Source organism: Streptomyces sp. NPDC051555 (assembly GCF_044454405.1).
In the GTDB taxonomy this organism is placed as follows: Bacteria; Actinomycetota; Actinomycetes; order Streptomycetales; family Streptomycetaceae; genus Streptomyces.
This window is the reverse complement of the sequence record NZ_JBITDP010000001.1, coordinates 986671-999425: the sequence shown is the minus strand read 5'-3', so window position 1 is coordinate 999425 and position 12755 is coordinate 986671. Positions and strand designations below refer to the sequence as shown.

Annotated in this window: 11 protein-coding genes; 5 read left to right on the top strand and 6 right to left on the bottom strand. The window is 73.8% G+C overall.

The annotated features are described in order from the left end of the window. Nucleotides 1-28: 28 nt before the first annotated feature. From ACIBEA_RS04205 to ACIBEA_RS04190, 4 genes are all read right to left on the bottom strand, one after another. Nucleotides 29-391 carry a UBP-type zinc finger domain-containing protein gene (locus ACIBEA_RS04205; protein ID WP_399257704.1) on the bottom strand — a complete coding sequence of 121 codons (363 nt, stop codon included), beginning with the start codon at nt 389-391 and terminating at the stop codon, nt 29-31. After that, nucleotides 388-1851 (bottom strand): ATP-binding protein, encoded by a 1464-nt coding sequence (locus ACIBEA_RS04200; protein ID WP_399257702.1) that lies wholly within the window; start codon nt 1849-1851, stop codon nt 388-390. Before ACIBEA_RS04200 ends, ACIBEA_RS04205 begins: the two co-directional genes overlap by 4 nt. Beyond that, nucleotides 1848-3524: an FAD-dependent oxidoreductase gene (locus tag ACIBEA_RS04195; RefSeq protein WP_399257700.1), complete on the bottom strand. Its 1677-nt coding sequence runs from the start codon at nt 3522-3524 to the stop codon at nt 1848-1850. Before ACIBEA_RS04195 ends, ACIBEA_RS04200 begins: the two co-directional genes overlap by 4 nt. 153 nt (nt 3525-3677) lie before the next feature. After that, entirely contained in the window at nt 3678-4955 is a 1278-nt protein-coding gene (locus ACIBEA_RS04190) for a helix-turn-helix domain-containing protein (protein WP_399257698.1), read from the bottom strand. A 226-nt stretch (nt 4956-5181) separates the two neighbouring features. Between ACIBEA_RS04190 and ACIBEA_RS04185 the strand changes: the two genes are divergently transcribed. The 3 genes from ACIBEA_RS04185 to ACIBEA_RS04175 all read left to right on the top strand — a co-directional run bounded on the left by ACIBEA_RS04185 (nt 5182) and on the right by ACIBEA_RS04175 (nt 8708). Then, entirely contained in the window at nt 5182-5943 is a 762-nt protein-coding gene (locus ACIBEA_RS04185) for a DUF4232 domain-containing protein (protein WP_399257696.1), read from the top strand. Between the two features lie 102 nt (nt 5944-6045). Beyond that, the gene (locus tag ACIBEA_RS04180) at nt 6046-7404 is read left to right on the top strand and encodes an MFS transporter (protein WP_399257694.1); all 1359 of its coding nucleotides are present in this window, start codon (nt 6046-6048) and stop codon (nt 7402-7404) included. 5 nt (nt 7405-7409) lie between these two features. Further along, nucleotides 7410-8708, top strand: coding sequence for an anhydro-N-acetylmuramic acid kinase (locus ACIBEA_RS04175; RefSeq protein WP_399257935.1), 1299 nt, complete (start codon nt 7410-7412; stop codon nt 8706-8708). A 21-nt stretch (nt 8709-8729) separates the two neighbouring features. On the opposite strand, the gene ACIBEA_RS04170 is transcribed toward ACIBEA_RS04175, so the two are convergent. After that, nucleotides 8730-9560, bottom strand: coding sequence for a TrmB family transcriptional regulator (locus tag ACIBEA_RS04170; protein ID WP_399257692.1), 831 nt, complete (start codon nt 9558-9560; stop codon nt 8730-8732). Between the two features lie 264 nt (nt 9561-9824). Then, entirely contained in the window at nt 9825-10052 is a 228-nt protein-coding gene (locus ACIBEA_RS04165; RefSeq protein WP_399257691.1) for a hypothetical protein, read from the bottom strand. Between ACIBEA_RS04165 and ACIBEA_RS04160 the strand changes: the two genes are divergently transcribed. Both ACIBEA_RS04160 and ACIBEA_RS04155 read left to right on the top strand, forming a co-directional pair. Continuing rightward, nucleotides 10051-10545 (top strand): hypothetical protein, encoded by a 495-nt coding sequence (locus ACIBEA_RS04160; RefSeq protein WP_399257689.1) that lies wholly within the window; start codon nt 10051-10053, stop codon nt 10543-10545. The two genes, ACIBEA_RS04165 and ACIBEA_RS04160, sit on opposite strands and share 2 nt — an antisense overlap. Before the next feature lie 318 nt (nt 10546-10863). Then, complete coding sequence (locus ACIBEA_RS04155) at nt 10864-12747, top strand: ATP-binding cassette domain-containing protein (RefSeq protein ID WP_399257933.1); 1884 nt, start codon at nt 10864-10866, stop codon at nt 12745-12747. The last annotated feature ends 8 nt before the right edge of the window (nt 12748-12755 follow it).

Sequence of the window (12755 nt, the reverse complement as noted above, 5' to 3'; positions counted from 1 at the left end):
CCGTGCAGCTGCTCGGCGGTGCAGTCGGTCAGCGGTGCAGTTTCCGCGCCCAGTCCTGCGGGACCCGGTCGGCCGGGCCCGGCGCGGGCTGGTCCGCGGGGTGGCCGACGGGCGGCGCGAGCGCGGGCCCGGACTCGTACAGCTCGTCGCCGGCGTAGTCCCAGTACCACTCCTCGTCCGGTTCGAAGCTCTGCACGAGGGGATGACCGCTGGACTTCCAGTGGGCGGTGGCGTGTTGGGCCGGCGAGGAGTCGCAGCAGCCGACGTGCCCGCATTGGGCGCAGCGCCGCAGGTGGAACCACCACCCGCCCACCGCGTCGCAGTCGACGCAGCCGGTGCCGCTGGGCGGGGCGCTCGGGTCGATTCCTTCGACGGCCTTGGTGTCGGTCATGCGGGCTCCTCGTCGTCCTCGTCGGATTCCGGGGCTGCGGTCAGTGGCAGCAGCACCTGGAAGCGGGTGTCGCCCGGTACGGACTCGACCTGGAGGCTGCCGTGGTGCTTGCTCACCACGATCCGCCAGGAGATGTCCAGGCCGAGGCCGGTGCCCTCGCCCACGGGCTTGGTGGTGAAGAAGGGGTCGAAGATGCGGCTGCGGATGTCCGCCGGGATGCCGGGCCCGGTGTCACGGAACTCCACCAGCAGCCGGTCCCCCTCCCGCGCCGTGCGGACCGTCAGCGTGCCGTCGCGGCCGGTGCTCCCGATGGCGAAGACGGCGTTGTCGATGAGGTTGGTCCACACCTGGTTGAGTTCCGCCGGGTAGGCGGGCACGTCCGGCACGGAGCGGTCGTACTCCTTGACCACCCGGACCCGGGGTCCGAATTTCCCGGAGAGCATCACCAGGGTGCTGTCGAGGAGTTCGTGGACGTCGACGACCCGGTACGGGGCACGGTCGAGCTGCGAGTACTGCTTGGCGGCGTCCACGAGGTGGGAGATGCGGGTCGTGGAGTCGTTGATCTCGTCCATCAACAACTCGGTCTCGACCGTGTAGTTGAGCCAGCCGATCGCCCCCGGCAGGATGTCCTCGGCGACGGTCGCCGCGACGTGGTCCAGCCAGTCCGTGTCCAGCCCGGCCTGCACGAAGGTCGGTGCGACCCGCCAGCCCTCCTGGATGCCGTGGTCGTCGAGCCAATCGGTGAGCCGGTCCTCCTGGTCGGAGGCCTCCAGCGGACTCAACACCGGCGCCTTGGCGACGCGTTCGGCCGTGCGCTCCTGGATCTCGATCAGTTCGGCGAGCGCCTCGCGGGAGTAGGGGCCCTTGGCGATCACGGCCAGTTTGTGCCGCATCTTGCCCACCCGCTCGCGCAGGCTCTCGGTGGCCCGGACCGCCGCCGCGGCCGGATTGTTGAGCTCATGGGTGAGCCCGGCGGACAACGAGCCCAGCGCCAGCAGCCGTTCGCGTTGCCCGATGGCCTGTTGGGTGCTCCTCGAACCGAAGAAGAGGCCCTCCAGCAGGTGCGCGGCCATCGGGAACCACTCCCGCATGACGTCCGCGAACGACTGCGCGGGCAGCACGAAGAACCGCGTCCGCTCGGTCACCCGCATCGAGTTGTTGTAGGTCTGCGGCACCCGGTCGCCCAGGTAGGCCTGCATGGCCCCGGAGTACACCCCGCGCTGCGAGGTGCGGCCCACCTCCACGTCGTCCGCGCCGACCCGGCGGGACAGCACCACGGTGCCCTCGATCATCACGTAGAAGCAGGTCGCCGGAGCGCCCTCGGTGTACACGGGACCGGCTTCGAAGCGTTCGACCCGTCCTTCGGCGCACAGCCGCCCGAGCTGCTCCGGGGTGAGCTTCTCGAACAGGAACAGCGAGGAGATCTCGTCCGGGGCGCACGGCATGACCTGCCCGCTCATGACTGCTCCAGGTAGCGGTGGACGAGCATCACGGCCATGGCTCCCTCTCCTACGGCGGACGCGACGCGCTTGGCGGACTGGGCGCGCGCGTCGCCCGCCACGAAGACGCCGGGGATGTTGGTCTCCAGGTGGTAGGGCGGCCGGTCGAGCTCCCACTCCGCGGGCGGCCTCCCGTCCGCCGTGAGGTCCGGGCCCGCCAGGATGAAGCCGTGCTCGTCGCGCAGCACGGTGCCGTCCAGCCAGTCTGTCAGCGGGGCCGCGCCGATGAAGACGAACATCCACTGGGTGTCGAGGAGTTCGGTGGCGCCGCTGTCCACGTCCCGCACCGTCAGCTGTTGCAGGTGTCCCTCGCCGTGCGCCGACTCGACGACGGTCCGGGAGCGCACCGCGATGTTCGGCGCCTCCTCGATCTGTTGGACGAGGTAGTGGCTCATCGAGGCCCGCAGCGACTCACCGCGCACCAGCAGCGTCACCGACTTCGCGCCCCGGGCGAGGTACATCGCCGCCTGCCCGGCCGAGTTGGCGCCGCCCACGATGTACACGTCCTGCTCCTGGCACGAGGCCGCCTCGGTGAGCGAGGACCCGTAGAACACGCCGCAACCGGTCAGTTCCTCGCAGCCGGGTGCCCGGAGCTGGCGGTACGACACCCCGGTCGCCAGGATCACGCTGTGCGCGGCGATCTGCGAACCGTCGGAGAAGCGCACCACGCGCGCGGCGCCGTTGACCTCCAGTCCGGTGACCTCGCGGGCGGTGAGGATCTCGGCGCCGAACCGGCCGGCCTGGCGGCGCGCCCGGTCGGTCAGCTGTGCGCCCGAGACCCCGTCCGGGAAGCCGAGGTAGTTCTCGATGCGGGAGCTCTGTCCGGCCTGTCCCCCGGTCGCCGACCGTTCGATCAGTACCGTGCGCAGCCCCTCGGAGGCCCCGTACACGGCCGCGCCGAGGCCGGCCGGGCCGCCGCCGATCACGACGAGGTCGTAGAAGTCCGCGGCGGGCGTCGTCGCGAGTCCGACGTGGGCGGCCAGGTCGGCCGTCTCCGGCTCGATCAGTACGGCGCCCTGCGGGGTGACCACCAACGGCAGCCGCTCCCCGTCGGCGCCGGCGGCCTCCAGCAGCCGCCGGCCTTCGGGCTCGTCGGAGGAGTACCAGCGGTACGGCACCTGGTTGCGGGCCAGGAACTCCCGCACGTCCGAGGAGCGCGCCGACCAGCGGTGGCCGACCACCTTGGTGGCGGGCACCGGTCGGTAGTCACTGGCGCGCCAGGCCGCGAGCAGGTCGTCCACGACCGGGTAGAGCTTCTCCTCCGGCGGGTCCCAGGGCTTGAGCAGGTAGTGGTCGAGGTCCACGACGTTGATCGCGTCGATCGCCGCGTTGGTGTCGGCGTAGGCCGTCAGCAGCACCCGCCGGGCGCCCGGGTACACGTTCAGGGCCTGTTCGAGGAACTCGATGCCGTTCATCTGGGGCATCCGGTAGTCGGCCAGGATCACGGCCACCAGATCGCCCCGCAGCTTCAGCTCGCGCAGGGCCTCCAGCGCCGACTCGCCGGACTCGGCGCGCACGATCCGGTACCCGGCACCGTAGCGTCTTCGCAGGTCACGGGCGACGGCGCGGGAGACCCCCGGGTCGTCGTCCACGGTCAGGATGACGGTCCGCGCGGTGTCGGCGACCTCGACCATGTGCCTCCTGCCCGGGCGGACCCCACCGGCACGGCCAGCCGCGCGCCGGTTCCCGACCATCGTAGGTGCGATCGCCCCGGTCCGCTCCGGGGCGGGGACGGCCGGGAACGACCGGGGACGGCCGAGGACCCGGCCCGCGCGGGAGGGGCGGCCTCAGGAGGCGGTGCCCGCGGCGGCCCATCCGTTGCCGCCGAGGGGGAACTCGTATCCGGGGCGGCCGGTGTGCCCGCTGGTGCGGAACGGCTTCCCGTTGTTGTCGATCGTGAGGGTGCCGTGGCGCGGACCGCTGGACCAGGACAGCTCCAGGTACCAGCTCACGTCGTTCGCCGCGACACCGGCCCTGATGTAGAACACCTCCGGCTCGGACTCGCTCACCTTGAACGGGAAGTTCGGCTGGCCCTCCTCGGGCACGGCGGCCGGGCGCGTGGCGTCCAGGGACACGTTGAAGGTGCGGGTGGGCACGCCGGAGCCGCAGCCGACGCCCGGGTACCCCATGGCGTAGTCGTTCCAGGCGAGGGGCGCGCGCTTGCCGGCGGTACGGACGGTCAGGCCGTCGAGGACCACGGTCTCCTTGCCGGCCCCCTGGAGGGTCAGCGTGAGGTACTGCCCGCCCGCCGACACGGCTCCGGCCGCGGCGGCCCAGGCCGGGGCGTCCCGCTCCAGGGGTGGCGGGGCCACTTCGGCCGGCGGCTTGTCGATCAGGTAGTGCTGGTCGCAGGGGCTCTCCCAGGAGTACGGCTGGGTCGTCACCTTGACCGGCGCACCGGCCGCGGGGGCGTCGCCCCGGCCGGGCGGGGGCGCTGACACGGGGGCGCTGCCGGTCCCGGTGGCCCCGGCGGCGCCCGCCGGGCCCGGGGAGGCGGGTGCGGAAGCCGGGTCCGAGGCGCCGGAAGGGGCCGCCGAGGCCGTCCGGTCGCCCGTCCGCTGCCCCGCGCCGGGCGGGGCGGCCGCGGCGCCGACGGGCCCGTCCGGGCCGTCGGTGTCGCGTGCCGACAGGTTCGCGGTGAGCGCGATCGCCCCGGCGACCACGGCCACGGCGAGCCCGGCGTAGGCCGCCCCGCGGTGGCGGCGCCGCTCCTTCGGGGCGGGCGCGCCGGAGAGGCGGACGACGGACGCCTCGGGGGTGGAGACGGGGTCCGGCGCGGGCGACGGGGCGGCCGCGGGCTCGCCCCCCTTGCGCGGTCGGTTCGCGTCCGCCAGTACCCAGTGCCGGTGCAGCTCGACGAGTTCGTCGGGCGATGCCTTGCAGAGTCGGGCGAGCCGTTCGACGGGGGCGTAGTCCGTGGGGACGACGTCGCCGTTGCAGTACCGGTGCAGCGTCGACGTACTCATGTGGAGCCGTTTGCCGAGCGTTCCGTAGCTGTGCCCGGACCGCTCCTTCAACTCCCGCAACAGCCGGGCGAACCCGGCCCCGGCAGTGTCCTGCGACACCGTTCCTCCCACCCGCGTTGCACCCCGTGTCCCGTTCCGCGTCCCAGCGATGGTTTGTTCCAGCAGCTCAGAGGCTGTTTCGCCGTTCCAGTATCCCTGACCGACCGACAGCCGTGGCGGCCGGGACGGATCGCCTCACAGGCTGGGGCCATCCAAACACAGGGCCACCGGCGCCGGTTCCGACTGATCCGGCGCCGCATGCTCGGCACATGAAGGGCGATCACCGATGACCGCGTTCCGCCGCCACTCCCCGCGTCCCCGCAGCACCCGCCGCCTCGCCGGCGCCGCCGCCGTCGCCCTCACGGCCTTCGCCCTCACCGCCTGTCAGAACGGCGCGGGCGGCAAGGAGGCGGCAGCCCCGGGATCCGCCACGGTCGCTCCTTCGACAGCAGGTGGCACGAACGGCGCCCAGGGCACCCCGACCCCCGGCCAGCAGGGCGCCCCGGGCGCGGTCGCCGCCTCGTCGACGGGAGCCGCGAAGACGTCCGCCGGGACCGGGGCCGCCGCCGGATCGGGCTCGGGCGAGGCGAAGGGATCCGCGGACGCCTCCGGCGCGGGCGGCCGCGTCCAGTGCGCCGGGTCCAACACGGCCGTCACCGTCCAGCCGGTCACCCGACCGCTCAACCACATGCTGATCACGGTCAGGAACACCGGCTCCAAGCCCTGCGATCTGACGTACTACCCGGTGCTCCGCTTCGACGAGATGCAGTGGGCACCGGCCGCGCGGAAGGAGACCCAGCCGCAGGCCGTGGTGACGCTCGCACCCGGCGGGTCGGGCTACGCCGCGGCCATGCTGTCGGCGGCCGACGGCAGCGGCGAAGGCGGGACGACGGCCCGCCGGCTCACGATCGGCTTCCAGGGCCGGACGCCCAACAGCAGCGGCGGCGCCTCCGCCACGCCCGCCCTGCCGCCCCAGGGGATCTACTACGACAGCTCGTTGGTCGTTACCTACTGGCAGCAGAGCGCGGCCGAGGCGCTCGGCTCCTGACCGGGGCCCGCGACGGGGACGGGGGCGTACGGCGGACGGGGGCGTACGGCAGATGGGGGACGGGGCTTGTGGAGCGGCCCCGTCGCTCAGCACGCTTGCCCCATGACCACACCCGCCCCCGCCCCGGTACGGGCTCCCACGGCCGCCCGGCCGACCGGTGCGCGCCGGGCGCTGGTGGCGGGGTCCGTCGGCAATCTGGTCGAGTGGTACGAGTTCGGCGTCTACGGCTACTTCGCCACCGTGATCGCGGCGCACTTCTTCACCCCCGAGGGCGGCAGCCCCGTGGAGGGCCTGGTCAAGACCTACGCGTCCTTCGCCCTCGCGTTCTTCTTCCGGCCCGTCGGGGCGGCGGTGTTCGGCCGGCTCGGCGACCGGATCGGCCGCCGCCCGGTGCTCGTCCTCGTCATCTGCCTGATGACGGGGGCCACGGCGCTGATCGGCGCGCTGCCGACCTACGCGTCCGTCGGCGCGGTCGCGCCATGGCTGCTGACGGTCCTGCGCGTCGTGCAGGGGCTCTCCGCGGGCGGCGAATTCGGTGGCGCGGTGGCGGTGATGACGGAGTGCGCGCCACCGGGTCGCCGGGGCCGGTACGGGGCGTGGCAGTCCTTCACGGTGGCGCTCGGCCTGCTCGGGGGCGCCGCCGTGGCGGCGCTCCTGGCCACCGTACTGAGCGCCTCCCAACTGCACGCGTGGGGATGGCGGGTGCCGTTCCTGCTGACGCTGCCCCTCGGGCTCGTCGCCCTGTGGCTGCGGTTGCGGCTGGACGAGACGCCCGCCTTCGCCTCGGCCGTCGCGTCCGCGGGCACCGCCCCACCGGGCGCCCGGGAAGGTGTCCTGGAGGGCGGGCCGCCGCGGCGGCCGCCCGTCCCGGACACCGTGCGGGCCGTGGTCCTGGGCGCCGGACGGGTGATGGGCTGGTCCGCGGCCGGCTACACGTTCCTGGTGGTGCTGCCCTCGTACCTCCAGAACACCCTGCACGCGACCTTCCAGCAGGCCCTGGTCGCCACCGCCCTGGCCAACCTCGGGTTCGCCTGCTCGATCCTGCCGGCGGGCGCGGTGAGCGACCGGGTCGGGCGGCGTCCGGTCATGCTGGCCGGGGCGCTCCTGGTCGCCGTGCCGGCGCTGCCACTGCTGCACCTGGTGCAGGATCCGGGCGCGGCGACGTACGCGAAGGGCGCGGCGCTGGTCGGGGCCGGGGCGGCCGTCGGGCTGATGGCGGGGCCGGGGCCGGCGATGCTGGCCGAGATGTTTCCGACGACGGTGCGCTACACGGGCCTCGGGCTGGCGTACGCCCTGTCCAACGCCGTGTTCTCGGGCTGCGCGGGGCTGGTGATCACCGAGGTCGTCGCGCGGACCGGGGACGTCGACGTCCCCGGGTACTACGCGGCGGCGGCCTGCGCGGTCAGCGCCGTCGCCCTGCTCACGCTGCGCGGCGACGACCACGAGCGCGAGCTGCGGTGAGCGGCCTGCGGGTGATCGGGTTGATGTCCGGCACCTCGTACGACGCCATCGACGCGGCCGCCGCCGACTTCACCGTGGACGGGGACGCGCTCGTCCTCACGCCGCTGGGCACGATCGGCACGACCTACGACGACGCGCTCCGGGAGGCGCTGGCCGGGGCGCTGCCACCGGCCGGGACGGATCTGGCCACGGTGTGCCGGCTCGACACCCGCATCGGGCAGGCCTTCGCCTCGGCGGCGCTGCGGGCCGACGCCGAGTTGTGCGGCGGGCGGGCCGACCTGATCGCCTCGCACGGCCAGACCGTCTACCACTGGAGCGAGGCCGGGCGGGTGCTCGGCACCCTCCAGATCGGCGAACCCGCCTGGATCGCCGAGGCGACCGGGCTCCCCGTCGTCTCGGGCTTCCGCACCCGGGACGTGGCGGCCGGCGGGCAGGGCGCGCCCCTGGTGAGCATCGTCGACGCGATGTGGCTGCGCGGGCGGCCGGGGGTCTCCGTGGCGCTCAACCTGGGTGGGATCGCCAACGTCACGGTGCTGTCGGACGGCGGGTCCGGCGCGGGCCGGGCCGCTGTGCCGGGGAGTTCGGCGGTCGTGGGGAGCGCGGCCGGCGGTGGGCCGCTGGCCTTCGACACCGGGCCGGCGAACGCGCTGATCGACGCGGCGGTGCGGGAGTGGGCGGGGCGCGATCGCGCGGGCCGGGCCCGCTCCATGGATGTGGACGGCGTGCTCGCCGCGCGGGGCCGCGTACATCCTCCGCTGCTGCGGCGGTTGTCGGAGGAGCCGTACTACGCGCTGCCCGCGCCGAAGACGACCGGCAAGGAGCTGTTCCACCTGGCCTACCTGCGGGCGGCGTTGGCGCCGTTCGGGCGGCTGCCCGCCGAGGACGTCGTCGCCACGCTGACCCGGCTCACGGCGCGGACCGTTGCCGAGGCCGTGCGGCCGTTCGGCGCGACGGAGGTGATCGCCTCCGGCGGCGGTACGCGCAATCCGGTGCTGATGCGGTGGCTGGAGGAGGAGCTGGGCGCGGGTGCGGCGGCCGGGGGCGTCCTGCTGCGGACCTCCGACGGACTGGGGCTGCCGTCGGAGGCGAAGGAGGCGTACGCCTTCGCCGTGTTGGGCTGGCTCACCGCGCACGGACTCCCGGGCACCCTCGCCTCCTGCACCGGCGCCCGGCACCCGAGCGTCCTCGGCTCGATCACGCCCGGCGGGCGCGGCCTGCGACTGCCGGCGCCGCTGGGAACGGCCCCCGATCGCCTCGACGTCCGGCCCGTGCGCGGCCTCGGCTCCCCCGCCGGTCCCCGGTGACGGCGGAGAACGGGACTCCGCTCAGCCGGGGGCGCCGGACCCGAGGTCGGCCACCGTCTCGGCCTGGTCCCAGACGGTCAGGAAGGTCAGCCTCAAGCAGCTCGCGAGCGCCGGGTGTTCGATGAACAGGGCCGTGGTGGCGCTCGTACCGGCCATGGGGTCGGGCATGTCGCACAGGACCAGCGAGGCGTCGGCGATGATCAGCTTGAGCGGGAGCCGCGGGGCGAAGCGGGCCTCCTCGCCCGCCTCGCCGAAGCGGCGCACGTTCTCCAGTACGTCGGCGTCGCCGAGCGCGTCGTGCGTGTACACCGCGCGGGCCGTGCCCCCGGCGCGGCGCAACCTGCGCACGGTCCTGATCCCCTCCGTGTTCGCCGCGGGGGCGACGAAGGGTGGTTTGCAGAAGCTGAGCACCTCGTGCGCCGCCTGCTCCTGGATGCGTGCGAAGCGCTCGGCGATCGCCTTCGGGTCGCGCAGCACCTCGATGTAGTCGAGCGGGTCGGTGTGGGTCTGCCCCGCGGTCCAGAGCGGGGTCAGCGCCGCGGTCAGGGCGGACGAGGCCTGGTCCAGCCGCTCCAGGGACTCCCGCTGGAGGGCCATCAGCCGGGTGAGGGCCAGTTCGGGCGCGACGGCCGAGAAGGCCGCCACGCGGCCGGGGCGCGGGATGGCCAGTCGCCTGCGCACGAGCGCGTCGAGCACGTCGTAGACGCGCTGACGCGGGACGTGCGCCGCGCGCGCCGCCTCCGCGGCGGTGTACGACTCACGCGTGACCAGCGCGAGGTAGACCCGGGCCTCGTAGCGCGAAAGGCCCAGCGCCACGAGGTCGTTGACCGCACCGTCGTCCGACGACTCCATGGCACGACACGCTATACCCGGAGATCACCGGACCGATAGCAATCCTTTGCCCTCGACGGGTGTTCCCTCGGGCCTGCCACTCACCGGCTTCGTCGGTGGCCACCACCGCACGTGGCGACAGGCCGTTCCACCGCCCCTCGCGCGGCACGTCCACCGCCGGCGGTTTCGTCCGGCCGACGCCCCCCGCCGCGACCGGCACATCAACTAAGCTGCGCAACACAGTTGTTGATGCAACGCGACCGACCGGGGTGGAGCACGCATGCGTCACGGATCACGCGGGGCCGCCGTCGCCGCATTCGCCTCGGCGCTCCTCCTCCCGGTCACCGGCTGTTCCGGCTCGGGGACACCGAGCGCGGCCGCGTCGTCCTCGACCTCGCCGAAGGCCTCGTCGTCCGCGCCGTCCACCCCGTCCGTAGCGCCCTCCGCGCCCACCACGGCCACCCCGCCCGCACCGGCGGCCCCGAGTGCCGCGTGCACGGACACCGCGGCCATGGACACGGGGAAGCTGACGTCCTACCTCTCGCGGCTCAAGAGCACCAGCGGCTCCTACGGCAGCAAGGCCCTCAAGATCGACGGGTCGGGGCTGAGCTTCGCCCCCGAGACGACGGAGCGCCCCTGCGCCGCGGTCGAGGTGACGCTCAGCCGGTTCTGGGTGGACGTGTCCCACGGGAGGACGATGCCGGGGCGGCCCTCGCCCTCCCCGGGCAAGGAGTTCGTGTACGTCTTCATGGACCGCCCCGTCCTCACCGTCGGCCCCGCGGACGGCATCGTCGGCGGCAGCGTGCCACCGCAGTCCTCGGCGTGCCGGGGCTCGCTGTCGGTCGTCCACACGGGCCCCGACATCACCGAGTCCGACCTGCCGAACGACCTCCAGATCGCGACCTCCTACACCGAGGCGGGCCGCGGCGCCCTGGACGTGACGGTCAAGGCCCCCCGCGTGCTCGCGGCGACCTTCGTCCCCCCGTCCACGCCGGGCGGCTGCTGAGTGCGACGGGGCGTCCCGTGACGGGCCCGACCCGCGGACGTTAGGAGAGCACCGGTACCCGCAGTGCACTCGTCTGGAGGACCCGTGAATCCGCTGCACCCCCGCGGCCACGACCCGGCCGCGTCGAATGACCGACAGCAGGACGGGACCCGGGAGGAGGGGGCGGGCGCGCAGGACCCGCAGGACACGACCGCTGAGCCGCCCGACGGCGCGCCGTCCGTCTCCGACTCGGAGCGGTTGTTGTTCGGTGGCGAACTGGCCTACGACATCGGCTGGGAGCGCCACGAGGGCGCCTGGCTGGAGTTGGGCCTGTGGACCATGGCCAAGGGGCTCCCGCGGATGGTCGGCATGGGCGTGCGGCTCGCGCACCTCGCCGATGCCCGGGCGCTACGGGTGGTCCTCGGCGCCGAGTTCGGGCGCGGCGTCACCCAGGCGATCGGGCTGGTCGCGGTCAACTCCGTGCTCGGCCACGTCCTGGCGGGCGGGTCGACGAACGAGCGCCTCGCCCGGGCGGTCCCGGCCCTCGTGGTGGTCGCCGTCACGGCCCTGCTCGGCTCGCTGTTGCGCTCCGCCTCGACGGCCGCGACCGGCGCGCTGGAACCGAAGGTCCAGCGCGTGGCCACGGAGCGGTACTTGGGGCTCGTGCACCGGGTGGAACTGGCGGCGATCGAGGACGACGAGTTCCACCGGCTGCTGGACGCCGCCCGCTACGGCGCCGACTCGGCACGTCGGATGATCCGTTACTGCACCAACACGCTCAACTCCGCCATCTCCCTGATCGCGGCGGCGGGCGTGCTCACCGTGCTGCACCCCGCCCTGTTGCCGCTGCTGGTGCTGATGACCCTGCCGAGCGCGTGGAGTTCGCTGACGATCTCCAAGCAGCGGTACGTCTCCTTCCACACCTTCGTCCAACACGCGCGCGCCGGACACCTGCTGGGGCAGTTGCTGACGTTGCAGGAAGCCGCCGCGGAGGTCCGCGTGCACGGGGTCGGCCCGTTCCTCCTGGGGCACTTCCGGAACATGGCCGAGACCAGCGAACGCGAACAGACGCGCCTGGCCCGGGGCGCCGCCCGGGTCGGGCTGGTCGCCGACGGCGCGGGAGGGGTGGCGACGCTCCTCACCTACGGCGCCCTCGGACTCCTGCTGTGGAACGGGGCCATGGACCTCGCCGTCGCGGGCACGGCCGTCCTCGCGATCCGCACGGGCGCCGCCAGCCTCGACGGGCTCGTCTCGCAGATCACCGAACTCCACCAGGAGTCCCTGTTCGTCGCCGACTACGAGCGGCTGTGCACCGAGGCCGAGGCCCGGGCCATTCCCACCACCGGCGAGGCGCTGCCGCCGCCGGAGGACCTGCGCGAGATCCGGTTCGAGAAGGTCACCTTCACCTATCCGGGCAGCAGCGGAGAGACACCGCCGCCCACCCTGCACGAGGTGTCCCTGTCCTTCCCCATGGGCAAGGTCATCGCCCTGGTCGGGGAGAACGGATCGGGCAAGTCCACCCTGATCAAACTCCTCGCGGGCCTCTACCTCCCGGACCGGGACGGCGGCACGATCCGGTGGGACGACGTCGACGCCGCGCGGGCCGACCGCGGCGAGATCTTCTCCCGCGTCGCCCTGATGAGCCAGTCGTTCTACCACTGGCCCTTCACCTTCCGCGTCAACGTCGGCATCGGCCGCCCGGCACGTCCGATCGACGACCGTGCGGTCGAGGCGGCAGCGGCGTACTCGGGCGCCGACAGCGTCCTCGCGGAGCTGCCCCGGGGTCTGGGTACCCTCCTCGCCCGCGGGTACCGGGGCGGCCACCAGATCTCCGGCGGGCAGTGGCAGAAGATCGGCATCAGCCGCGCGAAGTACGCGGACGCGCAGATCCTGGTCGTGGACGAGCCGACGAGCGCCCTGGACGCGGTCGCGGAGCAGCGGGTCTTCGACCAGATCCGGTCCCTCGCCCAGACCGGTCAGACGATCGTGCTGATCACTCACCGGCTGCACTCGGTCCGCCGCGCGGACGTCATCCACGTCCTGAAGGAGGGACGGGTCGCCGAGTCCGGGACCTTCGCCGAGCTGATGGACGAGGGCACCGGGACCGGGGAGTTCCGCGGCGCCTATCTCGTCCAGGCCGCGGCCTTCGCCGACGACCTGCCCGCCCCGCGCGACGGCGCGGACCCGGTCGCGCCGTCCGGCGCCGCCCGTCCCCGACCCTGAGGAGCCGA

Bases quoted from the DNA above. Each gene is read 5' to 3' on its own strand.
- ACIBEA_RS04205 (WP_399257704.1), bottom strand. From the start codon at position 391: ATGACCGACACCAAGGCCGTCGAAGGAATCGACCCGAGCGCCCCGCCC.
- ACIBEA_RS04200 (WP_399257702.1), bottom strand. From the start codon at position 1,851: ATGAGCGGGCAGGTCATGCCGTGCGCCCCGGACGAGATCTCCTCGCTG.
- ACIBEA_RS04195 (WP_399257700.1), bottom strand. From the start codon at position 3,524: ATGGTCGAGGTCGCCGACACCGCGCGGACCGTCATCCTGACCGTGGAC.
- ACIBEA_RS04185 (WP_399257696.1), top strand. From the start codon at position 5,182: ATGACCGCGTTCCGCCGCCACTCCCCGCGTCCCCGCAGCACCCGCCGC.
- ACIBEA_RS04180 (WP_399257694.1), top strand. From the start codon at position 6,046: ATGACCACACCCGCCCCCGCCCCGGTACGGGCTCCCACGGCCGCCCGG.
- ACIBEA_RS04170 (WP_399257692.1), bottom strand. From the start codon at position 9,560: ATGGAGTCGTCGGACGACGGTGCGGTCAACGACCTCGTGGCGCTGGGC.
- ACIBEA_RS04160 (WP_399257689.1), top strand. From the start codon at position 10,051: ATGGACACGGGGAAGCTGACGTCCTACCTCTCGCGGCTCAAGAGCACC.
- ACIBEA_RS04165 (WP_399257691.1), bottom strand. From the start codon at position 10,052: ATGGCCGCGGTGTCCGTGCACGCGGCACTCGGGGCCGCCGGTGCGGGC.
- ACIBEA_RS04155 (WP_399257933.1), top strand. From the start codon at position 10,864: ATGGCCAAGGGGCTCCCGCGGATGGTCGGCATGGGCGTGCGGCTCGCG.